At 55.5% G+C, this 16,912-nt stretch carries 13 protein-coding genes; 4 read left to right on the forward strand and 9 right to left on the reverse strand.

Annotated features, from left to right (window positions below; translation table 11 throughout):
* Positions 1–129: 129 nt before the first annotated feature.
* A complete protein-coding gene (gene msrA, locus L861_RS07665) occupies positions 130–786 on the forward strand; it encodes a peptide-methionine (S)-S-oxide reductase MsrA (protein WP_016416481.1) in 657 nt (218 codons plus the stop codon).
* A gap of 62 nt (positions 787–848) precedes the next feature.
* On the opposite strand, the gene L861_RS07670 is transcribed toward msrA, so the two are convergent.
* Positions 849–2,048, reverse strand: coding sequence for an MFS transporter (locus L861_RS07670; protein ID WP_016416482.1), 1,200 nt, complete (start codon positions 2,046–2,048; stop codon positions 849–851).
* Positions 2,049–2,162: 114 nt separating this feature from the next.
* Here L861_RS07670 and L861_RS07675 point away from each other — a divergent pair, with 114 nt between their 5' ends.
* Entirely contained in the window at positions 2,163–3,050 is an 888-nt protein-coding gene (locus L861_RS07675; RefSeq protein ID WP_016416484.1) for a LysR family transcriptional regulator, read from the forward strand.
* Between the two features lie 5 nt (positions 3,051–3,055).
* Here L861_RS07675 and L861_RS07680 read toward each other — a convergent pair whose 3' ends face one another.
* Both L861_RS07680 and L861_RS07685 read right to left on the reverse strand, forming a co-directional pair.
* Positions 3,056–3,655: a C40 family peptidase gene (locus L861_RS07680; RefSeq protein WP_016416485.1), complete on the reverse strand. Its 600-nt coding sequence runs from the start codon at positions 3,653–3,655 to the stop codon at positions 3,056–3,058.
* A gap of 304 nt (positions 3,656–3,959) precedes the next feature.
* Positions 3,960–6,413, reverse strand: coding sequence for a DUF1266 domain-containing protein (locus tag L861_RS07685; protein ID WP_016416486.1), 2,454 nt, complete (start codon positions 6,411–6,413; stop codon positions 3,960–3,962).
* 224 nt (positions 6,414–6,637) lie between these two features.
* On the opposite strand from L861_RS07685, the gene L861_RS07690 reads away from it, so the two are divergent.
* Together L861_RS07690 and gabT are read left to right on the forward strand one after the other, a co-directional pair.
* Complete coding sequence (locus L861_RS07690) at positions 6,638–8,083, forward strand: NAD-dependent succinate-semialdehyde dehydrogenase (protein ID WP_016416487.1); 1,446 nt, start codon at positions 6,638–6,640, stop codon at positions 8,081–8,083.
* Between the two features lie 32 nt (positions 8,084–8,115).
* On the forward strand, positions 8,116–9,414 hold the full coding sequence (gene gabT, locus L861_RS07695; protein ID WP_016416488.1) for a 4-aminobutyrate--2-oxoglutarate transaminase: 1,299 nt from the start codon (positions 8,116–8,118) through the stop codon (positions 9,412–9,414).
* An 84-nt stretch (positions 9,415–9,498) separates the two neighbouring features.
* Here the strand turns inward: gabT and L861_RS07700 are convergent, their stop codons facing one another.
* From L861_RS07700 to L861_RS07725, 6 genes are all read right to left on the reverse strand, one after another.
* Positions 9,499–10,791 carry an acyltransferase family protein gene (locus L861_RS07700; protein WP_016416489.1) on the reverse strand — a complete coding sequence of 431 codons (1,293 nt, stop codon included), beginning with the start codon at positions 10,789–10,791 and terminating at the stop codon, positions 9,499–9,501.
* Between the two features lie 118 nt (positions 10,792–10,909).
* Positions 10,910–13,114, reverse strand: a complete 2,205-nt coding sequence (gene katE / locus L861_RS07705; RefSeq protein ID WP_269078956.1) for a catalase HPII — start codon at positions 13,112–13,114, stop codon at positions 10,910–10,912.
* A gap of 419 nt (positions 13,115–13,533) precedes the next feature.
* Positions 13,534–14,169 (reverse strand): acyl-homoserine-lactone synthase, encoded by a 636-nt coding sequence (locus L861_RS24075; protein ID WP_161629047.1) that lies wholly within the window; start codon positions 14,167–14,169, stop codon positions 13,534–13,536.
* Between the two features lie 85 nt (positions 14,170–14,254).
* Positions 14,255–15,013 carry an autoinducer binding domain-containing protein gene (locus tag L861_RS07715; protein ID WP_016416492.1) on the reverse strand — a complete coding sequence of 253 codons (759 nt, stop codon included), beginning with the start codon at positions 15,011–15,013 and terminating at the stop codon, positions 14,255–14,257.
* Positions 15,014–15,815: 802 nt separating this feature from the next.
* On the reverse strand, positions 15,816–16,160 hold the full coding sequence (locus L861_RS07720; protein ID WP_016416493.1) for a mannan-binding lectin: 345 nt from the start codon (positions 16,158–16,160) through the stop codon (positions 15,816–15,818).
* Between the two features lie 486 nt (positions 16,161–16,646).
* On the reverse strand, positions 16,647–16,889 hold the full coding sequence (locus tag L861_RS07725; protein ID WP_016416495.1) for a GlsB/YeaQ/YmgE family stress response membrane protein: 243 nt from the start codon (positions 16,887–16,889) through the stop codon (positions 16,647–16,649).
* Positions 16,890–16,912 lie beyond the last annotated feature (23 nt).

Below are 16,912 nucleotides of genomic sequence, written 5' to 3' on the forward strand. Positions count from 1 at the left end.
ACCCCGTGCCAGCTTGCACAGGCCCACTCCTTGAGTCACGATTCCATAGTGGTCCTTACACGACTCCGATGCGGCCCCCGCTCCGGCTCGCTATCCAAGCATTCAGTACCCCACGGCAAGGTAACTCTTATGCAAGGTTTACGCTCCATTCCGATGATACCGCTGTTCACTGCCGTGATACTCACTACCGTCGGCATATTCATCGCTGCCGGCAGTCACGCTGAAGAAGCAACGAGCACCACCCAGACCAAGGAAGCGATCTTCGCCGGTGGTTGCTTCTGGTGCATGGAAGAAGCTTACGATCCGGTCAAAGGCGTGATCTCCACCACATCAGGCTTCAGCGGCGGTCACGTCGAAGACCCCAGCTACGATCAAGTCGTGCGCGGCGGCACCGGCCATGCTGAAGTGGTGCGTGTCGAGTATAACCCTGAGCAGGTCACCTATACCGAGCTGCTGCATGTGTTCTGGCGCAATATCGATCCCTTCGCCGAGAATCGCCAGTTCTGCGACGCCAGCGAGTCTTACCGTAGTGCCATCTTCTATCGCAATGAAGAAGAGCGAGAACAGGCCGAAGCAACCCGCGACGAGCTGGCTAAACGCTTCGGTCGCGACATCGCCACCGAGATCGAACCCTTCGAGGCGTTCTACCCCGCCGAGGAATATCACCAGAATTACTATCAGGAAAATCCGCTTCGCTACCGCTTCTACAAATCAGCCTGTGGTCGCAAGGAGCGATTGGAGGAAGTATGGGGCGACGAAGCCGGAGGCTTGGAAAAAACCGGATAGCAGTACGCCTGAGTCAAGAGCTTACTCTGGTAAAGGCTTCGCTGATTGAAGACGCTCTAGAGCTATGTGGCGTTGTGCGCGGCTAGTACTTGCTCGTGCTGCCGCAACCAGACAGCGATCGCGAAAGTAATCGCCAATATCAACCAACTGGCAATGGCAACTCCCTGCCAACCAGCCACTTGCCAGAACGGCTCCAGATAGATGCCCCCCAGGCTCGCCCCCAAGTAGTAGAACACGAGGTACAGGGCGGAGGCACTACCCCGCGAGACTCTGGCATGGCGCCCTACCCAACTCGACGCCATGGAGTGAGCGAAGAAAAAGCCGAAGGCGTTGACGGTCAACCCAATCAGTATCAGAGGCAAAGCGGGTGACAATGTCACCAGCGTACCGAGCATGAAAATCGTCACGCCCAACATCATGCACAGCGGTTGTGGGAGATGCTGTGCGACCCTCCCCGATAACGCCGACCCCAGTGTGCCACCCAGATAGGTCAGGAAGATCATGCCCAGCCACTGAGTGCTCAGGCCATAGGGCATCTCGCTCAAGCGGAAGGTAATATAGCTGTACTGATTGATGAAGATCAGGAAGTTCAAACCACCAAGCAGGTACGCGCCAAACAGCGTGGGATTGCGCAAGTGCCCCACAATGGCGGAAAAGGCCGTTCCCAGCCGGAACGGTGCCGACTGAAAATTTCGTGATGCCGGCAGTAGCTTCCAGAATACCGCCACACATACCAGACTGACCGCCCCGACGACGAGGAAACTCATGTGCCAGCCGCCAAATTCAGCGGCCACACCGCCCATGATCCGCCCACCGATACCACCCAAGGTATTGGCACTGATATAGAGCGCTACCGCCAGCATCAAAGCACGCTTATCGAACTCGTCACCCATCCAGGCAATGGCTACTGCTGGCAGCCCGCCAAGCACGAACCCCTGAACGACGCGCAGTGCCAGCAAACCCTCGAAATTCTGCACCAGCGCCAATCCCAAGGTACATAACGTGGTCAGCAGCAGCGTCACACGCATGATCAAGCGTCGGCCCACCGCATCGGAAAGCGTGCCGAATACCAGCAGCGATGCTGCCAGGGCCAGAGTCGCCAGCGACATGATCATTCCCACTGCCAGAGTCGAAACACCGAAGGTATGGCGCAATGCGGGCAGCAGTGGCTGTGGCGCATAGAGATTGATGAACACAGTGAAGGAGCCCAGGCACAAGGCTAGGGTCGCCCGCCACCAGTCGCGATTATAGGCTTCAATCATAAGAGGCTTCGATCATGGAAGGGTCGATCAACAGCTTTCCTTGACAGGACATGATCGTTCGCGCACGTTGATAAGCCAAATAGAACATCAAGATACTAACGATCTCTTTTCATTATGACGTTACCTTTCGACCTGCGTGCTCTGCGGGTCTTTCTGACGGTTGCCGAGCAAGGTGGATTCAGTGCGGCGGCTCGGGAGCTTCATGTCGCTCAATCGGCGGTCAGCCAGACCATCGCCAACCTGGAGAAACGGTTGGAACTAACATTGTTCCACCGCCATGAGAGACGTATCAGCCTGACGCCGGAGGGTGAGACACTGCGTCAGCATGCCCGCGAGCTACTGGAGCGCGCTCATGCAGCTCATTTGGCCATGCTCGAGCTGCATGGTCTGGTCAAGGGCGAGGTACGAATCGGCATTCCCTCAATGCTGGGTTCGTACTACTTCCCACCTCTACTGATGGGGTTCAAGGCACGCCACCCAGGCATTCGGCTGACGGTGGTAGAAGCCGGTACACGACGGCTCCAGCGCATGATTCACGAAGGTGAGCTGGATCTGGGAGTGGTAATCGCCGATACCAGCAGCCAAGGCTTGGAAAGGAGACATTTCCTGAGTGAAGAGATGGTCGTCTGCGTGCCAGTGGATCACCCATTCGCACAGTGTGAAGCAGTTTCCGCCGAACGTTTCTTCCGAGAGCCACTGGTGCTGTTCCAGGATGGCTACTTTCATCGCGAATTCGTCGATGCTCTGGCTCAGAAAACAGGACATACCGCCGACATCGCCTTTCAATCGAACCTGATCCCGCTGACCAAGGCGATCGTGCGGCAAGGCTTCGGTATCACCACCTTTCTACGTCGGGTAGTCGATGAGCCGGCATTGGCTGCCGTCTCCTTCGCCCCGGCCGCCTGGCTCGACCTATCGCTGGCTTGGGCACGTGGGAGTTACCTGTCACGTGCCGAGCAGGCCTTTGTCGATTTCGTCCTGGAAAATAGTGAAGCGCTTTAGCGCTATTATCCTTCCCAACTGCGCGCGGCACGCTGCGCCAACTGGGTCTGTTCCATTGGGCGACGTGACTGCCAGTAGTAGCGCCGCCAGTAGACGTTATCCAGTTTGGAGAGTTTCACGCCTCGAGAGGTGGAGGCATGAAGGAAGTAACCATCGCCGACATAGACGCCGACATGCCGGTAGGGGCCCGGGGGACGGAAAAATACAAGGTCACCAACTTTCAATTCTTCACGCTCGATTCGGCGACCTTGCAACGCTTGTCCTGAAGTGGATCGTGGCAGGTCGATACGGAAGCGTTCGCTGAAGATATTTTGCATCAAGGCCGAACAATCGATGCCGGAAAATCCCTCGCCTCCCAGACGATAGGGCGTGCCGACCCAACGCTCGTGCTCGGCGAGCAGTACCCGACGAATCACGGCTGGTGGTGGCGTATGGAAGCTATTCATCTCGTGGATAGGGTTATCCACGGGAGACATCGGCAGAACCCCGGTTCGGGATTTATTGAAGCTGAAGGACTGGGCAGAGCTCTGATTGTCCTTCTGCGAAGTTCCCGCACAACCGGCCAACAGGGCCAGCATCAAGCACAATCCCACGACACGAAGCATTCTTGCGACCTCGTTCCAAATCCTTGAACCACTCCCGCCCCTGGTAGCGAGTAAAGCTACTCGTTATCAAGGGAGGAGGCGTCGCTGTGGGAGTGAAGCCTGAGGTCTCACCGCGACCTTGCAAGCACCACTGCCATAGCGGCCTGTCAGCAATTCCGCAAGCTCCTGACAGGACGAGCCATTTCAATAAACGGCCAGACTATAATCGATTTTCGGTCTGCTTGGCGAGCCCCTTGAAAATGGGCTGAAACCCGCACCATGTAGTGCAGGTATTTACGTTTCCTCGAAGAAGCACCCCTTTTCTTCAATGGAGGGTGCGCACATCTCCCGGCAATGTATCAATATGCAACGGCGCCCAATGACGTGGCCGCGCACCGGGAAAATCGAGGCTTGCCCAAGCGCCGGCCAAAGGGGGAGCCCCCGTCAGCCAGGCGACCAGTGCCTCGCGGAAACTCGTCAGAAAGGCCTCTCGCTCTTCGGTTTCTCCCATGAAAAAAGCGAAACCGGCATACAAGCCCCGGGCATACTCCGACCACCCCGAGTAATGCGTTTCGGCCAAGGCCAGCGCTGCATCCAGGGTCGTGGCAAAGCGCGCTTCATTGAGCCAACCGAGCTGCCGCCCGGCAATCGCCAGGTCCACCGCTTGTGCCACATCCCAAGCGGTCATATCCATCTCGTTGCAACCGGCATCGTTGTCACGGACCCGCTTGAGGCGCAGCAGATGGTTGCGTTCATCCTCGTCGCAATCATCGGATTCGAGAGTCGCGATCTCCGATTCCAAACGTGCCACGTTGAGGGTGTAGGGGGCATAGTTGATCTGATAGTCCTGACGATCGCCAGCATCGAGTAGAAATGCCAGAAATTCGCGTAGTCCTTCCGCGTCATGCAGGCCGTAGTGCCCATCGATCCACTCGCGAATATCCTCGCTTTCACGCTCGCTCTCGCGCAGCGGCTCGCTCCAGGCGCCGGCATTCAGGGGGCCGACGAGTGACAACGCCGTAAAACGTGTCAGCGTCGGTCGTGGCCCCGGCTCCTGCCAAGCCCCCGAGTGCCAGTCCAGCCAGTGGAATGGACTGCCAGGATCCTCGCGATGCCAACGGATCTCATGAACCAGCGAGGCCTGGCCATCCTCAGGTAGTGCTTGCTCCCAGGCAGCCCACGCATCCAGCAGGCGACGAGGGCCGGAATAAAAACGACACAGCACACCGCGTAGGGATTCAGCCAAGTCCATTATGCCTTGGGCATCGAAATCACCACTATCCAAGGCCATCTGCAGATAGAAAGCATATTTCTCGGCCATATGAATGGTCGCGGCATGTCGACTACATGCCTTGAGTCCATCACGCTGGAGCACCGCTCGTTCACTGGGTTTACCAAAGGGAGTGGCTAGCAGAGGAAGTGCATTGTGGCCGGCATCCGCCGCCAACTGGTTGAGATGATGCGCCTGAGCCGGTAACCAGTAACGCGATAATCCTGCAAGCCCGTCATCGGGATACAACCCCAGCGTTTCACGCAGATAGCCTTGTACGTCTCGACGCCGTGCCGCTGTGCTGTCCATTGGTGGACCTTGACGCTGCAACAGATCCGGTTCGCGTATCGATGCCAGCGACAACAACCAGTGCCGTGCGTCGAGGCGCCAAGCGCGAATCAATGCCTGACCGGCCTGCCGGGTCCCCTCATCGAGTATATCGTGCAAGGGTTTCTTCCAAGGGCTCACCGGCGACTGCAGCAAGAGTTCCCAGTCACGCTCGATGTGTGCCATGCCATCGCGGCCTTCGAACAGGCTGCGCCCACGCTGGTAAGCGTGCACCATCGCGACCCAATCGCTATAGCGACGTGTCAGAAGATCGGCGGCATGGGCAGCGAAACCGACCGCCTCGTCATCGGACAACCACCCCAAACCCCACCCGACATAGGCCAAATCGACCAATCGCAGCCAATCCCAGGCACCCCACTCCAGAGGTTCACCTCGTTTCAGGAACGCTAGCATCACTTGGCCATAAGGCTCGGCACTTTCCAAGCTAGTCAACCACTCACGACGTGCTTCGGCATCCTGATCGAGTAAACGAGCCGCTTCAAGGTCCCAGCCATAACGATCGCCTTGCGCGGCCAACCACAGCATCACGCGAACCAACTCCTCGCGGTCATGCACCTGCCACACATCAGCCAACCAGCCCCCCATTGTCGACCAGTCTTGGTTTTCGTCGGGGGGCAGCGTCAACACCGGAGCGAATGCCGCACGCAAACGCCATAGATCCCCACCTTCAGGCCATAGCGCACCAGGTGCACGTTGATGTGACAGATATTCGGTCAGTACCTCCCAAGTGATCCCCTCTCCTTCGTGCTCCAGGACCGCCAACGCCTCGCATGCCTCGAAGAAGCCATCGTCCCCACGTACCCAACCCTCCTGACCGCGAGCCTGCAACAATGCCTGCAGCCATTCATCGAGTTGACCGTAACGTTTGGTGATATCCCCAGCCAAACGTTGTACCCAGGCACGCGCCTGCGTCCATGGCATCCAGCCAGCGGACGAGGCCAGCGCGAGCAGTTCCAAACTCGCGAGTTGCCGTAGCGGTTCGATGGGACCGGGCGGGAAGGCTTCGATCAAACGCCACCCCAACTCACCTCGCTCGATGACCCCCAGTTCTATCAGACGCGCCACTGCCAACTGCTCATCCACGGCAGTCGGATCAGGTTCGAAGGCCCAGTCACATAGCACCAGTTGTTGAGCCCACCAGGCATTCAAGGGATCGACCAAGGCTCACCTCATCACTCGAGAAGAAATCGGCGCACTAGTGTAGCGGAAAGCGACGGCTACGCCGATGCTCGTTACGTCATCAACTCAGATTCGCTGACCAGACCGGGACATGGCAAGCACTGTGAAATAGCGCTTGGCGAGTCGTTTTAAATAATGCACACTGCGTTAAACATGATAACCACACCCTGTTTTGGGCTTTTGAGCCCCTGACATCAGGAGACACCATGTCGACACTTCCCGACCTGTTGATTCCCAAGGCCTATATCAATGCTCAGTGGCGTGATGCTCCACAGCGTTTCGCTGTCACCAATCCCGCCACTGGAGAGGTACTGACCGAGGTTCCCGACTTGGGTGCCGACGATGCCCGCGATGCCATCGCGGCCGCCGAAGCCGCCTGGCCCGCCTGGCGCAAGCGACCGGTCAAGGAGCGTTCGGCACTGCTGCGTGCCTGGTTCGATGCCATCATGGCTCATCAGGAAGACTTGGCACGTCTAATGACCCTGGAACAAGGTAAGCCACTGGCTGAATCGCGCGGCGAGGTAGCCTACGGCGCGGCCTTTGTCGAGTTCTATGCCGAAGAAGCCAAACGTATGGCCGGTGAAACCCTGCCCAGCCATGGGTCGGACAAGCGCATCCTGGTGTTTCGCGAGCCAGTAGGGGTGGTCGCGGCGATTACGCCCTGGAACTTCCCACTGGCGATGATCACCCGAAAGTGTGCACCGGCACTGGCCGCTGGTTGCCCGGTTGTGGTCAAACCCGCTGAGGCTACACCGTTGACGGCCCTGGCACTGGCCAGACTGGCGGAACAGGCAGGGCTGCCGGCTGGTGTGCTCAACGTTGTAACCGCCGAGCGACCCGCCGACATCGGTGAGGTACTGACCACCGATCCACGCGTGCGCAAGGTCTCGTTCACCGGCTCCACCCCGGTGGGCAAGAAGCTGCTTGCTCAATGCGCCGGCACTGTCAAGAAGGCTGCCATGGAACTGGGCGGCAACGCGCCATTCATCGTCTTCGACGATGCCGACCTTGATGCTGCGGTAGAAGGTGCCATCGCTTCCAAATTCCGTAATTCCGGTCAGACCTGCGTGTGCACCAATCGTTTGCTGGTTCAGGCCAATGTGTACGACGCTTTCGTGGAGAAGCTAGCCAAGCGTGTCACCACACTCGAGGTCGGAAACGGTCTGGAGGATGGTGTGGTCCAAGGGCCACTGATCAACGCAGCAGCGGTGGACAAGGTCCAATCGCATATCCGCGATGCCTTGGATAAGGGGGCACGGCTAATCTGTGGCGGTGAGCCCCACAGGCTGGGTGGTACCTTCTTCCAACCCACGGTGCTCGCCGACGTCACGCCTGAGATGCACGTGGCCAGAGACGAGACCTTTGGCCCCCTGGCACCGGTGTTCCGTTTCGACACCGACGAGGAGGCCATCGCCATGGCCAATGCCACCGAGTTCGGTTTGGCCGCCTACTTCTATGCCCGCGACTACCAGCGTATCTGGCATGTCATGGAGGGCTTGGAATATGGCATGGTGGCGATCAATGAAGGGCTGCTCTCCACTGAGCTCGCCCCCTTCGGCGGCGTCAAGGAATCCGGCCTGGGTCGCGAGGGGTCGCACCACGGGCTGGAAGATTTCACTGAACTAAAATACGTGTGTGTCGGCGGCCTTTGAGTGCCAATCGTTCATTCGACAGGAGCAACCTCATGAATAATGCCCAACTCAACGAGCTGAAGCAGCGCTATGTCGCTAGCGGCGCTGCCAGCCCATCCACCCAGTTCGCCGAGCGCGCCGAGAACGCCCTGATCTGGGATGCCGATGGCAACCGCCTGATCGATTTCGCCGGTGGCATCGGCGTGCTCAATATCGGTCACTGCCACCCCAAGGTCGTTGAGGCAGTCAAGGCCCAACTCGACAAGGTGATGCACACCTGCCAGACAGTGATGCCCTATGAAGGCTATGTGCGTGTGGCGGAAAAACTCAGCCAAGTCACCCCGGTTCGCGGCCATGCCAAGGTCATGCTGGCCAACTCCGGTGCCGAGGCCTTGGAGAACGCGGTCAAGGTTGCCCGTGCGGCTACCGGCAAGAGCAACGTGATCTGCTTCGATGGCGGCTATCATGGCCGTACCTTCATGACCATGGCCATGAACGGCAAGGTCGCGCCCTACGCTACTGACTTCGGGCCGATGCCGGGCAACGTATTTCGCGCCCCTTATCCGGTGCCCTATCACGGCGTCAGTGAGGACGAAGCCCTACGTGGCCTGAAGATGGCCCTCAAGACCGACGCCAACCCTAGCGACACCGCCGCGATCGTGCTGGAGCCGGTGCTCGGCGAAGGCGGCTTCTACGCGGCACCAACGAGCTTCCTCAAGGCGATTCGCGACATCTGCGACGAGCACGGCATGCTGATGATCGTCGACGAGGTGCAGAGCGGTTTCGGACGCACCGGCAAGATGTTCGCCATCGAGCACAGTGGCGTCGAGCCGGACATCATCACCATGGCCAAGAGCATGGCGGACGGCATGCCAATCTCCGCCGTTGTCGGTACCGACAAAGTGATGGATGCTTCGGGCGGCAACTCGCTGGGTGGCACCTATACTGGTAGCCCGGTCTCCTGCGCCGCCGCCCTCGCCGTGATGGAAGTGTTCGAAGAGGAAAACATTCTCGAGAAGAGCCAAGCGTTGGGCGATAAGCTGGCCAAGCGCTTCGCGAAGTGGCAGCAGCAGTTCGAGTGTGTCGACAACCCGCGCAACATGGGTGCCATGGCGGCCTTCGACCTGGTCTCTGACAAGACGGCTCACACGCCGGACGCCGATCTGGCTGGGGCACTATGCAAGAAGGCCCGCGAGAAGGGGCTGATCCTGCTCTCCTGCGGGTTGTACGGCAACTCCATCCGTTTCCTGATGCCGGTGACCATCGAGGACGAGATTCTCGAGGAAGGTTTCAACATCATCGAGGAAACGTTGACCGAGTTGGTCGGTAGCAAAACGACCGCTACCGCCTGACGCTATCGTCATCGACGTAGAGTCAAACCAAAGCGCCCCGCTGAAAAATTCAGCGGGGCGCTTGCATTGGCTCGCGCATTAGACTCAGCGCACCACACCATCCTTATCAGAGCGAACGGCAGGGACGGCTCGCGGCAACAGGTATCGCTCCAGGATGCTACGTACGCGCAGAACGAATCGTTCCTGGAACATCACACAGAACACTACCGTGACCAGGAGAAACAGAGGGTAGAGTGCCAATGAAATGTCGCCGGCCGCGTCCAGGCAACCTCGCAGATCGCTGAAACAGAGCATGGGATCGCCGGAAAGTATTTGCTCGGTGCGTGTGAAGATCACGAACAGCGGCACATGCAGGGCAAACATCGGAAGCGATGCCCCACCCAAGCGAGCGGCCAGGCGGCGTACATGCGAACTCTGCGGCGTCCGCCACTGTGTGGCCAGCAGGATCAACCCCAGTTGTGCCGGCAATAACAACCCATTATGCAGCAAATAGTACGAGGTATGGCCAAGCCCCAGCAGCCATACAGCCGTCACGATAGAGGTGGCGATGAACACGGCAATGCCTACCTGTTGCCAGCCACTCAGGTACCCTTGCGCCGCACGATAACGGGTATACCACACGCACAGCAGAATCCCCGCCGCGAATTCAGGTAAACGAACCAATGGATTGCGATGCAGGATACCGGTTTCCGGCATACCGTAATCGGTCAAGGCAATGACGACCAGCGGCGGCACCAGGTACAGCAGGTTGGTCAATACCAGCGCGCGCCCGGCATGTTTGACACGAAATAGCCACGGTGCCAACCAGGGGAACGTCAGATAGAAGAACATCAGCGCGGAAATCGACCACGAGGGAGGATTGAACGTCAGATAGAACGGATTCCACGCATGCAACAGCGTCAAGTTGAGCCCCAGGTTAACCACCAACTCCGTATTACCCATGGTATGACGTAACGATTCGGGATCGGTCAGTCGTAGGTCGTTATTGACGTCGTACAGCACGAAGCGCATCGACATACCGGCATCTTCCGGCGTCAGGGCCAGAAAGCCGACCATCGATGTCACGACGATGGCCAGTACCATCGCGCCGATATGGATCGGGTAGAGGTTCGCAAAGCGCTTGATCCAGAAGCTGCGCGCCGGCTCCCGCAACTGTCGACTCTCATCGAGATACACATGGGCCAGCAAGAAGCCGGAAAGCACGAAGAAGGAGCTAGTCGAGAAGAACCCGATATCGGTCACATAGTGCGACCAACTCCTGATCGATGGGTACGCATGCAGGGTATGGAAGATAACGATGTACAAGCCGAGCGCGAATCGCAGCCACTCAAGGCCGACGAATCGCTCTTTCTTTGCTGTCTGAGGCTTTCTTTCCATGAAGTGATGACTTTTCCTTGTTGGAGATACTGGACGGCAGCCTGTACGACCGTGCTCCACGGACCGAAAAAACCCCGACCAAGTTGGCCGGGGTCGTGTCATCGCTTTTTCCTTGCGATCAGGCCGGCATCTCGGCGGCCTTGGCATTGCGCGACCAGACACGGTGCTTACCCAAGGCTTCGCTGAACGTAGTGAAGATATCATCAATCGAGTTACCCAGCACAATGCCATCTTCCTGGATGGGCACGTTGGCAGCTGACAGCAGCGATTTGCCCTCCCCGACCGCGGCAATCACCTTGAGGTGGCGGTAGGCTTCCTGTACGTAATACAAGCCCTGCCCAAAGTGGGCGAGAGACCTGACGCTTAGCTCGCCACCGGGGACGATCACCGCATCAAGGGTTACCGAAGGCTGACCATTGAGCATCGCGTCGGGCGTGATGGACTGACCGTTGGCCGCCTTCACCGGCGCCATGCTGGGAGCGATCAACACACCTTCGGCCCCTTCAGCCTCGAGCTTGTTCCGGGCCGTTTCGACAGCGTCGGCATCGACCCCATCGGCCATCAGAATGGCCACCTTGCGACTGCGGATATTCTTCGGTAGACGGGCCATCAAACTCAGGGCCGGTGACTCCTGCAGCGAACTCTTGCCTAGCTCCTCGGCGGGTGCCGGTTTGCTGCTTGGCGCCTCGATACCATGTCGCTCGCCGACCCGGCGTGCCAACTCGAGATCGATATTGGGCAGGATCTCCTTGATTACCCGCTCGCGGATCCACGGCCGCCCAACCTTGGAAAGCTCGAAGGTATAGGCATCGATGATATGTTCCTTCTCCGCTTCGCTCTGGCTGTTCCAGAACAGGGTCGCCTGGGAGTAATGATCGCCGAACGATTCGCTGCGCGCGCGAATCTTGCTGGCATCGATACGCTCCTGATAGGACTCGAAACCACCGTCTTCCGACGCCGGCGGCGTCTCGCTCGGCCAACCGCCATCGATCGAATTGGGCTCGTAGGAAGCCTGGCCTTTGTTGATCGTCTGGCGATGCATGGAGTCGCGCTGGTTGTTATGGAATGGGCACACCGGCTGGTTGATGGGGATCTCATGAAAGTTCGGCCCACCCAGGCGCAACATCTGAGTGTCGAGATACGAGAACAACCGCCCTTGCAGCAACGGGTCATTGCTGAAGTCGATGCCCGGCACGACGTTGGCCGGATTGAACGCCACCTGCTCAGTCTCGGCAAAGAAGTTGTCCGGATTGCGGTTGAGAACCATCTTGCCAATCAAGGTGACCGGCACCTGCTCCTCGGGAATGATCTTGGTTGGATCGAGAATGTCGAAGTCGAACATGTGCTCATCCTCTTCTTCGACCACCTGGATGCCCAATTCGTATTCAAGGTAATCGCCCTTCTCGATGTCGTCCCACATCGCACGGCGGTTGAAGTCGGGGTCGCGCCCCCACAGCTTCTGGGCCTCGTCCCAGATCAGCGAGCAGGTTCCTGCTACCGGCTTCCAATGGAACTTGACGAAACGCGCCTTGCCTTGTTTGTCGATCAGCCGAAAGCTGTGCACGCCGAAGCCTTCCATGTTACGGAAGTGACGCGGAAAGGCACGATCGGACATCGTCCACAGCACCATGTGTGTAGATTCCGGCATCAGCGACACGAAATCCCAGAAGGTATCGTGGGCAGACTGCCCTTGGGGGATCTCATTGTGCGGCTCGGGCTTCACCGAATGCACGAAATCGGGGAACTTGATCGCATCCTGGATGAAGAACACCGGCAGGTTGTTGCCGACCAGGTCCCAGTTACCTTCGTCGGTATAGAACTTGGTCGCGAAACCACGTACGTCACGCACTGTATCGTTGGAGCCACGCGCCCCTTGTACCGTGGAGAAACGCACGAACACTGGCGTTTTCTTGGCCGGATCCTGGAACAGCCCGGCCTTGGAGTACTGGGCAGCGTTGTCATAGGGCTGAAAGTAACCATGTGCCGCCGCCCCCCGAGCATGCACGATGCGCTCGGGAATACGCTCGTTGTCGAAGTGATTGAGCTTCTCGCGGAAGACGAAGTCTTCCATCAGCGTCGGACCACGCTCGCCGCCCTTCAGCGAGTTGTGGTTGTCGGAGATCCGCGAGCCCTGGTTGGTGCGCAGATCGTGCCCTTCGGCATCGCTGCGATACGTCTCCAAGTTCTCCGATTTGCTGTCGCCAGTGGTCCTGAAATCCCTATCATTCGGCCCACCGCTGTTCGGTTTCGTATGCGGGTTGTTCGCCATGGTCAGCACCTCGTTTGCTGATGTGTCGTCCAAACCCAACTCGCACGAACCCACAAGCCGACTCTGCTTCCGGCTCCCTGACGTTCAGGAACGTCCCAGGCCGTGCGAACCGTCGATCTTGCACCTTGCAACGTAGCCCTATCGGGACAAGTGGGACAAATTGAATCTACACATGTGTGAAAGAGAAATTCACAATCGCCGCGCAGCGCTCTGATTGACCATAAAACCACCGCGCGGCCAATCTCCAGACCTCACTCGACAGCCTCTGTAAGCAAGACCTGAACTACCGCGAATTCCTGGAACAGGCCCGGACCCAGGAGAGGGATGGTCGCCACCAGAAGAGATTGGAATCCCGGCTGAAGCAGGCCCGACGGATCCTCCTTAGTTATCTAAACAAATCTGTATTAGCAAGATTTTTCGTGTTACATATTGGAACACACACCAGACTACATCACTCTTAAACTAACAGCCAACTATACAAGCAGTCCAAAAGCCTTATCTATTAATAACTTCATTTTTTTATACTGATTTTCAGAGCAACCCAACAATCCATAATACACAGACTCATTTTTGCTTCCTCTTCCCTTATGAACGATATCCAGATCCCACTTTGCTCGACTCAAGACCTTTTTCATCAAGCCATCGACAATCACCTCATAGCATGAGGTATTATTCTGCAACGCTAGATTTAACATTTCACCAAATAAAAGGACGGTGCGGATATCGACGCCATCTACCCTAACAAAACTAGAGTTTCGAGTCGTTTTCAAGGCAAATCGACTTGCCTCCCAAACCTGCCCATTTCCTACTTTAGCCAGGAAATAATCCTCTTGCAAAGACAACTCACTTACGATTCCTCTTGTCACATTAGGGATCAAGGAAGGTCTAACCCTAACACATCCTTGTATATGCTCTTCTGTCTCAACAACAATGTACATTGAACTAGAGTCATCATATTGATCCCGCTCCCACGCCCCCCCATCATAGGTTGGTATATCCCATCCTCGTCTATCAACAAATGCTTCTTTTCTTACAGTATATATCTCCCTTTCTTTTGAATCAGATAGATCATCATAAACCACCACTTTAGTTGTCAATCCATGGTTCATTTTCTTCATCCCTGCAACTTCAGTTATTTTATTTACAAACCCTGAATATAATTAATTCTCATGACGCCGTATTGATCTTATGGAATTACAATATATCTAACAGTAAAGCTTTCGAGACAGCTTGAACTTTATTTTTACACCCAAGCTTATCTATCGCATTTTTTATATGAAAATCAATTGTGCTTTTTGTCACATACAGCTTTTTAGAAATTTCCGAAGACGTCAATCCATCAGCAGAATATCTTAATATATCGGCTTCTCTAACAGATAGAAAAACGGGATTTGCAACCGACTTGCCCACATCAACTTTACCCTTTATACAATCCATTACCTTGATTGACAATGGACAAACATTATATCTCTGCATCTTAACATCTTGATTATTAGCATAATAATAATCTTTAGATGAAATGGAAAAAACGCCTCTTACAGGCATATCTGAAAAAGAAACCAGAAAACTCATCCCTGAACAAAGCCCGAAGTCTTTAGCTGACCTCCATAACTCGTTAGATTTATCAAATAAACTATTCTCCCATAAAATCCCGCTTTTGTTGACATAATTTTTATGCTGTAAAACAGGATCTATCGTCCAAAATTTTTTATCTTGATACAAGCCCTCCCATTCACATCCATAATTATCTATTATATACAAGTAGTTGTTTGTGAACGGTATGCACGGCCTCAGCACAAGAGAAAAAAATTCAAAGCCTGTATTTTCCCTTACTTCCATTGCAAGCTTCTGTTTATCAAAATAATCAATATCGAGGAATTTGACAGCTGAAGGATTCGTTCTTGACTTTATCATGGCGTTACCCCCATCCCATACGTACCACACTAACTCCATGTATCAACCATCTAATGCTCGGTAAGCATCCTTAATAAAATGGTCAAATTCATGGCATTAACCCATTATAGCAAAGAGCGCTGAATTCCCTGTAAGTATATAACCATCACAAATGTAGAAAATAGTACCAATTGGCGTAAGGAATATCTTACACGGTGTAATACATTGCCTACAATTTCTACGTTGTCAAAGCATGATACATTATCAATGACTGAGAAAATGAAGGTAAAGAAGGCTCCGATCATCGCAATCTTGCTGCTAGGGAAAAGAGGACGAGACCTCACACAACCCTGAAGCTGTTCTGATGAAAGAGCATTGATAAAAAGAGCAACTTTCAGTGACGTTGACGGCTCGATTGGCATTGCCGCCGAGAGAACGCCACCCTGCCGGAAAGGCTGCTGAAAATAAGCTTAGTTAGGATCTCTTTTGGGGATGGTCATGTCTTTCGTGGGGGAGTTATAGGCGGGACGGGGTCAAGTTCCGAGCCTGCAGAAAGCTAGGCTCTGTACGAAAAGTGTCTGCGCTCGGTTATGCTGCGTTGAAATCAGTCTCAAAATGCTCATTTACACCCCCGTAAACTCGCACGCGAGCCCGGTCCGTTTTTCGACCAATTTCGCCTTGCCTGACCATCGCTCGCCGACTTTTCGTACCAGACCTAGCGTCGGCTACAGCGGAGAAATAATCCTGGATGGACCGCAGCATGAATGCTGCGGTCCGGGCCCTTCGGATGGGGTTACTCCCCTAGAGAAGCCCCCTGCTGCCGGCGCGGGCTCCGGCAACGAACTACAGAGCCTGAAGCAAATCAGAAAGTGTATTTAATTTCAATGACACTCATGACACTTTCGACAATGGTCCACCATTCGCCGGTGAATTCAGCACCGTAGGAGGCCGCAATGGCACTGCCGACCTTTTGTGCCTCATCATTACTCCAAAGCGGCCCTGCCAGAACGCTCGTCTTGAATTCATTGGATCCCGTCGGTTTAACCGGCAGCTCCACCTCAACAACACTCATTTCACCTTCTACTACCGTATTCCACTGGCCTGTCCAGGTCCCTTGGTGAGCCGCGGCAACCTTCGGCGCCTTTTCTTCCGCATCCTGTTGGTTCCAGAGAGGCCCTGCCGGTATATTTACTTTGAATGTAGCCATGTCAGTTTCCTTTCAACAGCTAAAAATTTTATCAACTACTTAGAATCCACTTCGACACTGATTGGATATTCTTGACGCCCCCCTTTGACCGCATGTTGTTGGCAATCAACTGTTCTTTCATGATTATGAGCATATGAATTTCTCTATTGACTGATAAAATTGATAGTTTTCATTTCTTGCTTCCTTCTTCGATGCTCTTCCGCCCTCTCGACATCATGCCAACCATGTCTATGATAACCACCGCCGCTGCCAAACCACGAGAATGCGAACTGCTTGAACGCAAACGGGCTGTCGCCCGTTATCACTGGCTACGGTCAGCCATTAGAGTCACGTGTGAACGCCACTCCAATGGTTCCTACGTGGGATAGGTGTCGAGAAAGCAGGATGTGCGGTGTTAGGAGGTGACACGTCATGTTCTGTGTCATAAGAGTCGCCCGGCTGAATAGCCGGGCGATGTTCGTAGCAGGTGAGAGCAAATCCGTCGCTTCAACCGCTTCTTACCTTAGCGATGACCCACAACAGCACGATGGCGCCCACTGTCGCGGTCACCAGCGAGCCAATGAAGCCACCTGCTTCCAATCCCAGCAGGCTGAACAGGAAGCCTCCTATTAGTGCACCGACGATACCGACCCCGATATTTCCGAGAATACCGAAGCCGCCTCCACGCATGACGTTACCGGCAATCCAACCCGCCAGACCGCCAATGATCAACCATAGAATCACACCCATCAGTCTCTCCTTTTCTATCCATC

This window comes from Litchfieldella anticariensis FP35 = DSM 16096, assembly GCF_000409775.1.
Classification (GTDB): Bacteria; Pseudomonadota; Gammaproteobacteria; order Pseudomonadales; family Halomonadaceae; genus Litchfieldella; species Litchfieldella anticariensis.